9 protein-coding genes are annotated in these 13,951 nt (G+C 37.4%); 3 read left to right on the top strand and 6 right to left on the bottom strand.

Annotation, left to right across the window (positions count from 1 at the left end):
* Positions 1-4 precede the first annotated feature (4 nt).
* The 6 genes from AAEU33_RS15065 to AAEU33_RS15040 all read right to left on the bottom strand — a co-directional run bounded on the left by AAEU33_RS15065 (position 5) and on the right by AAEU33_RS15040 (position 10,382).
* On the bottom strand, positions 5-1,198 hold the full coding sequence (locus AAEU33_RS15065; protein ID WP_345988495.1) for a glycoside hydrolase family 88 protein: 1,194 nt from the start codon (positions 1,196-1,198) through the stop codon (positions 5-7).
* Between the two features lie 10 nt (positions 1,199-1,208).
* On the bottom strand, positions 1,209-2,936 hold the full coding sequence (locus AAEU33_RS15060; protein WP_345988493.1) for a RagB/SusD family nutrient uptake outer membrane protein: 1,728 nt from the start codon (positions 2,934-2,936) through the stop codon (positions 1,209-1,211).
* 17 nt (positions 2,937-2,953) lie between these two features.
* Positions 2,954-5,941: a SusC/RagA family TonB-linked outer membrane protein gene (locus AAEU33_RS15055; RefSeq protein WP_228457027.1), complete on the bottom strand. Its 2,988-nt coding sequence runs from the start codon at positions 5,939-5,941 to the stop codon at positions 2,954-2,956.
* Positions 5,942-5,951: 10 nt separating this feature from the next.
* Positions 5,952-8,390, bottom strand: coding sequence for a M60 family metallopeptidase (locus AAEU33_RS15050; protein WP_345988491.1), 2,439 nt, complete (start codon positions 8,388-8,390; stop codon positions 5,952-5,954).
* A gap of 352 nt (positions 8,391-8,742) precedes the next feature.
* Positions 8,743-9,369, bottom strand: coding sequence for a bifunctional 4-hydroxy-2-oxoglutarate aldolase/2-dehydro-3-deoxy-phosphogluconate aldolase (locus tag AAEU33_RS15045; RefSeq protein WP_345988489.1), 627 nt, complete (start codon positions 9,367-9,369; stop codon positions 8,743-8,745).
* 20 nt (positions 9,370-9,389) lie between these two features.
* Positions 9,390-10,382 carry a sugar kinase gene (locus tag AAEU33_RS15040; protein WP_345988487.1) on the bottom strand — a complete coding sequence of 331 codons (993 nt, stop codon included), beginning with the start codon at positions 10,380-10,382 and terminating at the stop codon, positions 9,390-9,392.
* 158 nt (positions 10,383-10,540) lie between these two features.
* Here AAEU33_RS15040 and AAEU33_RS15035 point away from each other — a divergent pair, with 158 nt between their 5' ends.
* From AAEU33_RS15035 to uxaC, 3 genes are read left to right on the top strand one after another with little or no spacing between them, the layout of a single operon-like run.
* On the top strand, positions 10,541-11,362 hold the full coding sequence (locus AAEU33_RS15035) for an SDR family oxidoreductase (protein WP_345988485.1): 822 nt from the start codon (positions 10,541-10,543) through the stop codon (positions 11,360-11,362).
* Between the two features lie 13 nt (positions 11,363-11,375).
* Positions 11,376-12,536: a mannonate dehydratase gene (gene uxuA / locus AAEU33_RS15030; protein ID WP_345988483.1), complete on the top strand. Its 1,161-nt coding sequence runs from the start codon at positions 11,376-11,378 to the stop codon at positions 12,534-12,536.
* Positions 12,537-12,546: 10 nt separating this feature from the next.
* A complete protein-coding gene (uxaC, locus tag AAEU33_RS15025) occupies positions 12,547-13,950 on the top strand; it encodes a glucuronate isomerase (RefSeq protein ID WP_345988481.1) in 1,404 nt (467 codons plus the stop codon).
* Position 13,951 lies beyond the last annotated feature (1 nt).

Here is a 13,951-nt window from a genome sequence, read left to right as displayed (position 1 = left end):
ATGATTAAAGATACCAGTCTTGATAACGTTTTAAGGCCTCCAAAAAGTAATAATCTGCATAGATGAGCGGAACATCAATTTCTGAGTGTAATGGAAGTGCTCCAGTACTGTGCTTGAGGATAAAGCCTCCATTTTCTCCTATAGCAGACCTATATTTCGGGCCTGATAAAGATATAATTATTTGCTTTGCAACATCGAGATATTTTGCTTTTTCGGGCTCTGGTGTGTATTGACCAAGCTCCAGCAGGGCAGAAGCGATCAATGCTCCTGCTGAAGCATCCCGTGGTACGTCCGGGATTTTAGGATCATTAAAATCCCAGTAAGGAATCTTGTCTTCCGGTAAATTCGGATTCGTCAATATAAAATTGGCAATATTTTGAGCTTGCTTCAAATATTTTGGATCCTTCGTAAAACGATACATCATGGTATAGCCATACAATCCCCAACCTTGCCCTCTTGCCCACGCTGATTCATCAGAATATCCCTGAAAAGTTTTCTTTTTAATGACTTCACCTGTATTCAGGTTATAATCTACTACATGGTAAGAACTATAATCTGGACGAAAGTGATTCTTTAATGTAGTATTGGCATGGGTAACCGCTATTTCCTGATATTTTGAATCTCCACCGTTTTGACTGACCCAATTCAAAAGTTCAAGATTCATCATATTGTCAATGATCACCGGCCCGTCAAATTTTTTGCTGCTATTCCATGACTGGATAACTTTTGCTGCCGGTTTATACCTGCTGGATAAAGAAGCAGCTGATTGAAAGATGATCTCCTTATATTTTGGATTTCCCGTCAACCTGTATGCATTTCCAAAACTACAAAACATCATAAAACCCAGGTCATGATTTCCGGTGTAGGTTTGATTAGGCGCTATAATGTTGAGTGCTCTTTCCGCCTCTTTTCTGATAACAGGATCTTTGGTCTGCTCATAAATATACCATAAAGAGCCAGGATAAAAGCCTGTACACCACCAGGTCCGCTCATAACTAACGACTTTTTTATTGATAGAGTCATAAGTTTGAGGAAGTTTGTCCTCAGGAATAACTTTCATAAGGATCTTATACTGTTTTGCAGCCTGTTTAAAATTATCTTCTATGAGAGCGCCCATTTTTATTTTTTGGGCAGGAATAAGAGCATAGAGCAGATAAAAAAAACATAATAGTATTTTGTATTGGGTACCTGATTTCATAGAACATATTTTACCAGCCGGGATTTTGTTTGATTTTAGGATTTTTGGCAATCTCTGAAGTGGGCAATGGCCACAAGTAATCTTTTTGCGGATCGAATGTTCTATTGCTTGCGGCTTGAATCAGAATATAATTATTCGCATCTACTGCAGTGTTAGGAGCCCAGCCTCCCGTACCGGGGTTAAGCATTTCTGTGAACAAATAACTTCCGGTAACCGATTTAGGTAGCTCCGTTTCAGCTGTTTTCCATCTGAGCAAATCCCAATATCTTAATCCCTCGAATGCAAGCTCTACTCTGCGCTCTCTTCTGATTTCTTCTCTCATACTTAATCCGTTACTTGCAACAAATATATTAGTCAGCTTTGGCATAGATACATAATTAGGTGCTGCTGTTGTCCCTATATTGATCTGTGGCAATCTTGCCCTCAGCAGATTTATGGTTTTATCAAGATCCCCGTCTGAAATAGCTCCGTCTGACTCATACACTGCCTCCGCATAAGTAAGCAATACTTCAGCATAGCGAATAATTGCACGGTCGATAAAAGACCTTTGATCCTTCCATGCTATAGCATTAGCATATTTTCTAACCGTATATCCTGTTCTGGAAAGCGTCGCATTAGGTGTTGTATATTCACTGGAGGTAAATTCATCTCCTCTTTTCATAAACGAGAAAGACATTCTTGGATCTTTTTTATTAAAGTATTCCGCATGTTTTGTTGTTGAGTTCGGAGCTGTATATAAAGGGGATTTATCTATTGGTAAACCGTCTGCCATTAGATATGATGCAGCGAGAGATTGTGTAGGCCCTGCATTTCCACCTTCAAAAGTTCTTTGAATAGTAGTGGATGTAATATTATTTGTTGGGTCATTCCCATAGATTCTGACCAATATATTTTCTTTATTTGCCCTGCCATCTCCAGCTTCCTGGAATAGATTATAATAGGCATCATTCTGAATTTCACCATTCGGGCCGCTTTTAGGTGTATTTAATAAGCTATGTAACCCTGAATTCATTACAGCAGCTGACATTTCCTTTGCAATAGTCAAATGTTTTTTAGCGTCTCCGTAACCATGAAATTTACATCTCGTTCCTTCAAACAGCGCTATTCTGGCCTTCAATGCCTGTGCTGCGGTTTTAGATACTCTTCCATAATCCACAGTGCCTAATTGATCTATTGTTTTCAGTTTTGAAATAGCATTATCCAAATCACTGTATATTTGGTCCAATACTTCATCTCTTGTAGCTCTCGGCAGATATATATCAGGATCATCAATATTCATAGTCTTCAGAATTAAGGGCACTCCTCCAAATCTTATAAACATTTTGTAATAGGCAAATGCTCTAAAAAAATAGGCCTCACCAACATAATTATTAATATCCGCCTCTTTACCTCCTTTTGCAATTACTCCCGGAGCTTTTTCCAGAAGATTATTAGTCGCAAAAATCAGACTATAATCATAATCCTCAGATGTTGCCGGAGTAACCCGCGAGCCATCACTAATTTTATCAGCACTTGTATTCCTTGCCAGATTATCTCCCCATACGTCCTCTATACTCTGACTGGCATTAAGTTCCGGTAATTTTTTATAGAAATAATTAGCTGCCAGTTTAACATCATTTTCATTATTCCAGAAATTCTGATCCACAAGACTGGTCTCCGGAAGCCTGTCAATATTACATGAGCTCATCAGCATAAAAGCTGTAAAACACCCTATTATTATTTTATATTTGAATTTCATATTAATTTTTTTTATCGTTAAAAATCAACATTTACCCCAAGTGCTACTGAAGCCGAAAAAGGGTAATTAATACCATTGTAAGGTTGCTCCGGATCTATAACACCTTTAAACACTCCTAATCTGGAAAATGTCAATAAGTCTTCTCCCGTGATATAAACTCTTAACCTGTTAACAGGCATTCCTTTGAGATCATTTTGTGATAAAGAATACCCAATCTGAACATTTTTCAGTCTTGCATAAGCAGCATTAACCACCCATTTATCTGATGGGATATTATTCTGTCCTGCATTAAGGAAAGGTCTTGGAAATGCTGCATTAGGATTATCTGGTGTCCAATAATCCATATGGATAGACAATGGCTGATACCATGGTTGCTGCTGAGGGAAGATAAGCTCTGAGCTGGGCATAATATTACGTTTACCCACGCCTTGTACGAAAAGGCTAAAGTCAATATTTTTCCAGTTCATGAATATATTAAGTCCAAACAAATACCTTGGATTGGTGTTCCCCAAGTAAACAAGATCTCCTCTGTCTCCCAATCTTCCACCACCAGGACTAATTTTTCCATCTCCGTTTTGATCTACATAGAGAATATCTCCCAGCCCCGGTACCACTCCCGGCATATTATTCAGATTCGAATAACTGGGTGCATTTTTAAGCTGTTCTGCAGTTTGTATATAGCCGTTTGTCTTATACCCCCAAATTGTATTCAGAGAGTATCCTTCAATAAGATTATATATATTCTGATCCACATCAACCCGATTTAATCCTAACTGAATGATGTCTTTTCCACCATCATAACGAATTACTTTGTTATCACTGTCAGACACATTCGCCATTACACTGAATTTGAAGTCCTGTCCAATTTTCCCTTTATATTGTAAGGACGCTTCCCAACCCCAGGTTTTTAATTCTCCGCCATTGACACGCGGGGTAGAAATACCTATTGTTCCAGGTAAATTAATTCCTACCAGCATATTTTTGTTGAATTTATTATAATAATCAAAACTACCGGTAAGCTTATTATTGAATAAACCAAAATCTACCCCTATATTTCTGGTTTCTATCGTTTCCCAGGCCAAGGTAGGCGATGGAATTCTTGATTGATACAAATAGGTTGTCCTGTCTACTCCCAGAATAATATCACTTCCTGAAGACAAGGATCTCAAAAAGTCGTAATAAGAAATTCCTGTCTGGCTGCCTACTTTAGCCCATGTAAGTCTTGGCTTAAATTCATTAATAAATCCCAATGTATTCTTGAACCAGTCTTCTTTTTGCATATTCCAGCCTAAAGAGAAGGAAGGAAATGCTTTCGCTCTATTTGCTCCCGGTGCCAGTCTGGAGCTTTCATCTCTTCTTAATGTTGCTTCAAAGATATATTTCTCGTTAAAGTTATAGTTAAACCTTCCAAAAAATGCCTGAAGAGCAAATGTATTGATGTTTTGATTATTGGTTTTGTTTTTTGGATCTCCGGTGAAACCTAGGGCTGGATTATCATTGACATATAAATTGCTGGTTCTGGCAGTTAACAAATCATATCTGTAATCTTCGTACTGAAAACCGCCCATAAAATGGAAATGATGTTTATTGAGCTTAAGGTCATAATCTGCTAGGAATTGAACATTTTGTCTTATATCACTACGTTTTTGTACTTCATAGGAATTGGGATTATTCTGTCTTCCCACAATTGCAGGTCCTTTATCATAGAAAACTACCGTTCTTCTGAAAATATTTTCATTAGAGTCAAAGTTTTCGCGCCCATAAATAGCTTTTAGCTCTAATCCTTTTACCATATTTTTAAAGGTAATTGTTCCCACATTAGATAATGTATTCTGCGTTAACCTGTCGAATCCTCCGTCCTTTAATAATGCATAAGCGAAAATAGATGAAGTGCCGCTGATATAATACCTGCCATCTTCCGTGTACACCGGAAACCGTTGCCTGGCTGTATAAAGCTGACGGAATATTCCATTTCCGCCGGTCTCCAGTCCATAACCACCATCAACAGCTTTTTTCTGATATTGACTCGTGTAGGAAGACCTTAAGTCCAGTGTAATATATTTGTTGAGCTGTGCACTGAGGTTTAACCTGTAATTCCATCGGCTATAATTATCTTCTCCGATTCTTATCATACCATCCTGTAAAAGGTTGCCTACCGAAGCCATAAAGGTGATTTTCTCCGAGCCTCCACTAAAATCAATATTATTCTGATACATATTATAGGATTTCCTCAGAATCATATCCGGGATGTTCTTCTGATTATAAGTGATGTATCTATTAGGATTATTTGGATCTGTAACATATTCAATTCCTCTTCTTATATAATCCATGTCTATGGAAGAATATTCAGGTTGCAGTCCGGCATTGGCTCTTGCCAAATTTGCATATTCTGCCTCTTGTAGTAATGATACTCTTTTAGGTAGATTGATAGGGTACTGGACTGCCATTGAGGATTGATAGGAAACCTGCATTTTTCCTTTTTTACCCGTTTTTGTGGTTACAATAATAACTCCACCTGCAGCTCTTGATCCGTAAATAGCAGCAGCTCCACCATCCCTTAATGTACTAATGCTCGCAATATCATTAGGGTTTAAAGCTAGAAAGGTATTTTGAGAGGCCACCACATTGTCAATAATATAGAGTGGTTCAACTGTTCCATTTGCAGTTGTTGCCCCTCTGATTTCGATGTTTATATTTTCATTCCCTGGTCTTCCTGATGACCGTGTGATGGTTAAACCAGGAGATGCTCCCTGAAGTGCCCGGCCTATATTTGTCACGGGTCTGTCTTCTAAAATTTCCGGGCCCACCGTAGACACGGCTCCTGTTAATGTAAGTTTTTTTTGCTTTCCATAGCCCACTACAATTACCTCGTCTATGTCCTTGGATTTTAGAGTGTCTTTTTTCTTTTCTGTTAGCTTCTGACCCATTAAAGGGCTTCCGATACCTAGAAAGAGGAAGAAAAACACTCCGTTTTTATACCATAAAGAATTCGATGCAGATTTCATGACCAGTTATTTAGTTTTTAATAAACTTTGAGATTGTAGTGCCGGTTTCGGATTCTATATGAATAAAATAGGTGCCCTGAAGTAAAGTGCTCACATCAAAGCTTATAGTTCTACTATTCAGATTGGTTTTCATAGATTTCACAATATTACCCCATGTATTGTATATTTTCACGGTCCCGTTTTGTTTAGCCGGAAGCTTTATATTGATCACATCTTTTGCGGGATTCGGATAAACCTCTGCTTCTTCATTGGCAGATATGAGTTTCGCGGTACCAGATTGAGTAGGTCTTACACAACGAATAGATGCATAATGTCTGGAATTCTTGTTCCCATTTTCCCATATATTGGATTCAGCAGTGCTGAAGTTATGATACCATGTTGACGATTCGTCTATGAAACTGGCTTTCATTCCCATCTGATCTCCGCCATCGTAAGACTGTTGATCATTATTATAAACACCGGCAGGAAGAGCATTGAAGCCTACTGTATTGGCATTGGCATTCTGAATTGTCATTGGTCCTTTTGCCCAAAGTCCATCACTTACCCGATCCCGGTCTTCTCCACATTTCATCATGGGAGCAAGTTGTTCATCAGTTGTATTGTATTCTTGCTTAATACTGGTGAACAGATTTTTCCAGTCCTGGGTATTGGCAACATCCCATCCGCTAGGACACCAGCTTTTTGATGCATTGAAAGCATTGGTAGGGTAGTATCTTCCATATACTTTTCCTTCAGAATCTCCTGGAACTGCTACCCCCACCGTATTATTGGTTGCTGCATTATTTCCATCATAGCCATTCCAATTGAGATTCTCCATAAACCAATCGGTATTCCCATAACGCTTATAGGCATATTTTTTACCATCTCTAACGTCGGTAACCTCACCATTTTTACTATCGTAATTACAGTATTTTAATTTAGAGGCAAGTTGGTTGCCAGGCTGTACATCAGCTGATGCTGGAGAAGAGCTTTTAATTCCTATTAAAGGTAATGGATAGGTCATGCCGGGATCCGGAGAAGAGAAAGGAGTTGTGAGGTATAGATTATCATTGTAAGGAGGTTTAGGAAGTTGCTTATCGGAAACAAGCTTATCTATCTTCTCCTGATAATAGGCTGGAATAAACAGTCCCCATTTGTAATATAAATCCCGAAGATCGTAACCCGAAATTTCCATGATTTTATATAAAAAATAAAACTTTCTTTCATCATTACTACTTCCGTCTTTTTTTTCTTCTCTTGTTATTCTGTGCAATAGCTTGGTAAGCTCATCCCCAAAAATATATTGTAATTGAGCCAAAAATATCAAACGACTTTCATTAACATTTTTGTAAACATTTCCAATTTCATTTCCCCAGTAATTACGATTAGCATCGGGTTGCGGAAACCAATTATTATGTACTTTATCCCAAACAGACTGATCCCATTTTTGCCAGTTGGCTCCAAAAAAACTTCTCATTACAGCCATAGAATAAAAATTAACCGTAGTCTCTGTATATTCGCCAGGTTTATAAGCACTTTGCTGGTTTTGATGACCTAACTCGTGAGAAATTCCCCAAGGGTTATTTTCTATTTGGTATTGGGTAAGCAATCTTTGCATAGCCCCGTCATTACTCCCATTATATCCGGATCCATAATCTGTGGCAAACATGTATCCGCTGTTCGCTTCAACCATAAGGTTTCTATGACTAGTATTCATCGGCTTGTGAAGCGAATTAGGATCGTCACTGCTTACGCCGCTTATATCCCTCTGAGCATCAAATATTCTTTCTACAGATTTAAGCCATTCGTCTATATTATGAGGCTTGTTGTTATAATTGGTAAGAGAGTATTTCTCTACATTTGCTTTATTAACAACAATGATCGCATTTCTATTGGCAAATACCACATCTGTATAGCCATAGTTTGTCAATTGTTGTTTAAACTCATCGATCGTACTGGTCCCTAAAACATAGTAGGGATGCTTTACATGTTGACTTCCTGTTTGAGCAAAAGTAACTCTGGCCTTTCCTGTAGGATTGTTTCCATTAGTAATATAGCGTAGGTAGATGATTCCACCAGAATGTTGACTTGAAGAAATGGTATTGAGACCAAGCTGTAAAGGGATTTCTTTTACATTGGAACCGTCTTTTATTCTCGTTCCAATAACCAGAGCAGGCATACGGTTGTCTGAAGACGGAGTTAGAATCTCAACATTAAGCTTCAATGTTTTGCCTGCCGGAAGATAAAAGCCTGTAACTATATGGTCAAATTTTTTCTGTACCTGTCTCAACCTTTTTATTTCCACCTCTGTACTTGTAACTTGCGTTAGTTCAATACTGTTATTATATACATCTGAACTTTCTATTGTAAAGCTCTCTATGCTATTTAATTTGTTTTTTTCAGCAAATACAACATTTCCTTTGGCCAATAACAAAAATAGCAAAATTGTAAAAAATACATTTTTTTTCATAATAAATTGGTTTTTTGATTCGTAAACGAAACATTAATTATCAATAATACAATTATTATGAGTGTTGTTATTCTTTACCCTTATTTTCTAACATTTGTTTCATGTCTTTAAAAACGCTCACCTAAACACAATCGTATGATTATTAATTACTTACGAAATATTATTTAAAAATATTTTCACGAAAACGTTATAGTTATCATAATATGGAAAGAATACCACTGTAAATTACTATGATACAAGTATTAACCTACTAAAAATAACAGATATGGAATCCTTTTTTTGATGTAAGAAAATTGATTTTTTAAATTGGTAGGGCTTAGGATAATCATTTAATCCTTACCAAAAATTGCATTTATTTATTATAAATTAGAGTATTGATCAATGTTTGGAATTCGTCAGGGGATTCTAATAGTTTCAATAAAGCTTCTCCTAACCCTACTGCTGAAGCACCCGCCTCGAACCATTTTTTTATCTCCTCAATCTCTAACGGGATTCCTCCTGTAATCATAAATTTTAAATGGGGAAATAAAGGTTTGATTCCTTTTAAAAAAGAAGTCCCAATAACACTGGCCGGAAATATTTTGATCATTTTTGCTCCAAGATTCGAGCATATAGCAATCTCTGTGGGTGTCATAGCTCCCGGAATCCATATTTTATGATGAATAGCTGCTGCTTCCGCGATCTCGGGAAGTACTACAGGACTAACAAGGAAATCAGCATTTAAGCCGATAAAGGTTTCCGCTTGCTTTCGTGATGTAATGGTACCAGCCCCCAAAACTATTTCTTTAGCATACTTGTCGCGGTAATCCACTATTTTTTTAAAGTTTTCTTCTGCTTTCTCTCCCCGGTTGACAAATTCAAAAACCCGGATTCCTGCCTGATATGACCTATTAAACGCTTCAATGCATCGTGCCGGATCATTATGATAGTATACAGGAATAATAGGGTAGGCTTCGATCGTGTTGATAATGGTATTCATAATTATGAAAGGATTGTTACTTATATTATCTTGCTATAAAAATCACCGGGAATAAATAATTTTTCAAATCCCATGAGTGTTGCAAAGTCTATAATCTCCTTGGGGTTATTATTCTGACAAATTCCATAAATCAATCCCCCCATAAAAGCGTCTCCACTACCAATTCTATCTACCACCTCCATTGTTTCATAAGACTCAGAAATCCAGTTTCCGTCCCGGGTGTGATAAGTTCCATAGAAGAGGTTATGTTTTGGATGATCCATAAACCTGAATGTATTAGCAATATGTTGACATTGTGGAAATTGAGTGAAGATTTCCAGGCTTACTTTCTCAGAAAAAATGTAATAATCTTGTTTAGAGGTATTTCTATCAAAATCTTCTTGTACTGAAGTTCCCAACATGAGGTGGGATGACCAGATATTTCCCATAATAACATCACAAAATGTGACCAATTCGAGCATTGCCTCTTTAGGATCTATTCCAAAGTCCCATAATCTGTTGCGATAATTTAGATCTACTGAAATAAACAGATTCCTCTTTTTGGCTTCCTTTAAAACTTTTTTCATGATGTGAATCCATCTTTCCGATAGAGAAGGAGTAATGGCACTCCAGTGAAACCATGTACATCCTTCGAATAATTGATCCCAGTCAAGGTATTCTTCATCTATATTGTAAAATGAAGAAAACTTTCGATCATAAACTACTTCGCCGGTGGTGAGACCGTTGTATCCCTCTAAAAAATATAAACCTATCCGATCTCCCTGAATTAAAACTTTAGAAATATCAACCCCTTTATGTTCGAGTACTTCCAAAGCATTTTTTGCTAATATATGATCAGGAACTGCCGTAAAATAAGAAACCGGGATTTCCAATGTGGATAATACTACAGAAACATTGGCTTCTGATCCCCCGGGATACATTTTAAACAAACCAGAGGAGGCTTCCGATATTTCCGGATCTGCATACGTCTCAAATCTTAAAAGCAGTTCACCCAACGAAAGTACTTTGTGCATAAAAATTCAAATATTGATAAAGTAAAAATAAAGATCTATAACGCTATTTAAAAATATGACAGCAAAAAGTTACGAATACGTTTTAGTAGGTAATTTAAAAAAATAGATCTGAAATAAAAATTTGTATTTACATTACACCCTCTATAATATGCAAGCCGATGGGAATATTAAATCAATTTTCATTACAAGATAAAGTAATTGTTATAACCGGAGCAACAGGAGTCTTGGGAGAGGCTTTTGTAACTGCGGTAGCGGAAGCCGGTGCCAAGGTTGTCATCATGGGAAAGTCTGAAGCCAGAGCAAATGAGCGGAAAATCTTGGCCGAAAGTCTAGGTTCGGAAGCATTGGTTGTCATAGGGGATGTTTTACATGAAGAAGATATGGTAAGAGCAAGAGAAGAAATTCTTACCAGGTTTGGGACAATAGATGGATTGGTGAATGCCGCGGGAGGAAATATTGCCGGTTCAACATTAGAACCTGAACAGGATCTGTTTTCTTTAGATCTGCATAATATCAGAAAAGCTATTGAACTCAATCTTTATGGGACTATGATCCCAACCCATATTCTGGGTCAGGTGATTGCAGAAAAAGGCAAAGGAGCTATTGTAAACATTTCCTCTTTGGCAGCAGACCGCTCTTTAACCCGTGTATTAGGCTATACTGTTGCCAAACATGGTATTGAAGGATACACCAAATGGATGGCAACAGAACTGGCACTTCGTTACGGAGACCAGGTTCGCATGAATGCCATTGCTCCTGGTGTATTTCTTACGATCCAAAATAAGAATCTCCTGACTGATGAAAATGGAAACTATACTTCGAGGGCGCAAAAATTTATCAATCATACTCCATTCTCAAGGCTTGGACTCCCCACAGAATTACAAGGAACATTGGTTTATCTGCTCAGTAATGCATCGGTATTTGTGAATGGAGAAACGATATTTGTAGATGGTGGATTTAGTGCATGGAGCGGTATTTAAAATAAAATTAGGAATGAATAAATTGGAACAAACATGGAGATGGTATGGTCCTCAGGACCCTGTATCCTTACAACATGCAAAACAAGCAGGTGCTACTGGAATTGTAACAGCACTGCACCACATTCCTCATGGGGAAATATGGACAAAAGAAGAAATTATCCTGCGAAAAGAAATGATAGAATCCTCCGGATTAACCTGGTCGGTTGTTGAAAGCGTTCCGGTTCATGAATCCATAAAAACCCGGTCGGGAGATTCAGAAAAATATATAAAAAATTACTGTCAAACATTAGCCAATCTAAGTGCCTGCCATATCAAAACGATTTGCTACAATTTTATGCCGGTTTTAGACTGGACAAGAACCCAATTGGATTTAGAAATGGAAGATGGTTCAAAAGCATTGTATTTCGATTGGATTGATCTTGCTTACTTCGATATACACCTGTTACAACGTGAAGGCGCCATCAATGACTATTCGGACCCGATCTTAAAAGCGGTTGATAAAAAAAAGAAAAGCATAACAGCGGAAGAGCGTAAAGTATTGTCTGAAAATATTTTAATGGGAATACCAGGAGAAAAGAACATTACTCTGGAAAGCCTCAGAAAGAGTATAGACGTCTATAAAAATATCGGAACTGAAGGATTGCGGGCCAATTTAAAACATTTCTTAGAATCTATCGCTTCTGTTTGCCGGAAAGAGAAAATAAAAATGACCATTCATCCTGATGATCCTCCTTATCCTATTCTGGGATTGCCAAGAATTTTAAGTCATAAAGAAGACTTTGAGTATCTGTTAAACACCATAAATGATGAGTTCAATGGTGTTTGTTTCTGTACCGGGTCTTTAGGAGCCGGTATCCATAATAATATTCCTGAGATCTTTGATTTGGTAAAAGACCGGGTAAACTTTATCCATCTCCGCAATGTCAAAAATGATAAAATCGGAAATTTTTACGAAGCAGATCATCTGAATGGTGATGTAGATATGTATCATATTATGAAAGCGATTATTACTGAAAATCAAAAAAGAAGCATTCCAATTCCATTCAGGCCGGATCACGGCCATCAAATGATGGATGATATGAATAAGATAACCAATCCGGGCTATTCTGCGATCGGCAGATTGCGGGGACTGGCAGAACTAAGGGGACTCGAAATGGGAATTTTAGGACAATAATCAATATTATATGGAATATTTCTTGCAAAATAATTTTATTTTGGAATCATCTGTAGCAGAAAAGCTCTATTTTGATTACGCGGCTCCGCAGCCTATTATTGATTATCATTCTCATTTATCACCGCATATTTTAGCCTGTAATCAACCATTTGAAAATATGACTAAACTATGGCTTCAGGATGATCATTACAAATGGCGGGCAATGAGGGCTTTTGGTGTAGAGGAATTATTTATTACCGGAGAGGTAGATCCAAGGGAAAAATTTAGGAAGTGGGCAGAGGTAGTACCTTATACTATAAGAAGTCCTTTGTTCCACTGGACTCATATGGAACTTAAAAATCCTTTTGGAATCAAAGAATTATTAAATCCTTATACGGCAGATCGAATTTATAACCAGACTTTAGAGCAGTTGCAAAGTGAAGATTTTAAACCGAGGAAAATTTTGCAAAACTTTAATGTGGAAATGCAGGGAACCACAGATGACCCTATTGACTCGCTCATGGACCATCAACAATTAAGGCAAGAAGAATCTGGCATAAAAGTACTTCCTTCTTTTCGACCAGATCAAGTTTTCAATATCAATCAGGGGGATGGTTATAGAAACTATATCCAACAATTAGAACAAGTCAGCTACACGAAGATCAGTAATTTTGAATCCCTGATTGCAGCATTAAAAAAAAGGATTGATTATTTTCATCTGGCAGGCTGTGTCTCATCCGATCATAGCTTTCCCTCAATGCCGGTTCCGCATTTCACTATAGAAGAAGCCGATCAGATTTTTCAACAGGTAATGAATGGCGATGATTCCCAGGCAGAAAAAGTTCATACGAGTTTCACATTTTATGCTTTAACAGAATTATGCAAGTTATATTATGACAAAGGCTGGGTACAACAATTCCATCTCGGTGCTCTTCGTGATGGAAATATTAACAAAGCTAAGATTGCAGGTTCTAATCAAGGATATGATTCCATTGGGGATTATGCCCAGGCTACACAACTTTCTTTTTTCCTAAGCCACATGGAAGGAGAGGCACAATTAGCTAAAACGATCATCTATAATCTTAATCCCTCTGATAATGCTTTGTTTGCAGCTATGATAGGAAATTTTCAAGGGGATGGAATTAAGGGAAAAATACAATTAGGGTCTGCGTGGTGGTTTCTCGATCATCTCGATGGAATGACACAACATCTGAATGAACTTTCTAATATTGGTTTATTAAGCACTTTTATAGGAATGACTACAGACTCGAGATCGTTTGTCTCGTATTCCCGACACGATTATTTTCGCAGGCTACTGTGTAATTTATTAGCCAATGATATCAGAAAGGGATATCTTCCTCATGATATTCCTTTTATCGGATCGGTCATCAAAGATATTTGTTATCAAAATATTAAAAACTATTTCAATTTATAAA

Origin of the sequence: Chryseobacterium sp. Chry.R1 (assembly GCF_039645525.1) — a bacterium.
Lineage (GTDB): Bacteria > Bacteroidota > Bacteroidia > Flavobacteriales > Weeksellaceae > Chryseobacterium > Chryseobacterium proteolyticum.
This window is presented reverse-complemented; position numbering and strand designations above follow the sequence as displayed.

Bases quoted from the DNA above. Each gene is read 5' to 3' on its own strand.
- AAEU33_RS15065 (WP_345988495.1), bottom strand. From the start codon at position 1,198: ATGAAATCAGGTACCCAATACAAAATACTATTATGTTTTTTTTATCTG.
- AAEU33_RS15060 (WP_345988493.1), bottom strand. From the start codon at position 2,936: ATGAAATTCAAATATAAAATAATAATAGGGTGTTTTACAGCTTTTATG.
- AAEU33_RS15055 (WP_228457027.1), bottom strand. From the start codon at position 5,941: ATGAAATCTGCATCGAATTCTTTATGGTATAAAAACGGAGTGTTTTTC.
- AAEU33_RS15050 (WP_345988491.1), bottom strand. From the start codon at position 8,390: ATGAAAAAAAATGTATTTTTTACAATTTTGCTATTTTTGTTATTGGCC.
- AAEU33_RS15045 (WP_345988489.1), bottom strand. From the start codon at position 9,369: ATGAATACCATTATCAACACGATCGAAGCCTACCCTATTATTCCTGTA.
- AAEU33_RS15040 (WP_345988487.1), bottom strand. From the start codon at position 10,382: ATGCACAAAGTACTTTCGTTGGGTGAACTGCTTTTAAGATTTGAGACG.
- AAEU33_RS15035 (WP_345988485.1), top strand. From the start codon at position 10,541: ATGGGAATATTAAATCAATTTTCATTACAAGATAAAGTAATTGTTATA.
- uxuA (WP_345988483.1), top strand. From the start codon at position 11,376: ATGAATAAATTGGAACAAACATGGAGATGGTATGGTCCTCAGGACCCT.
- uxaC (WP_345988481.1), top strand. From the start codon at position 12,547: ATGGAATATTTCTTGCAAAATAATTTTATTTTGGAATCATCTGTAGCA.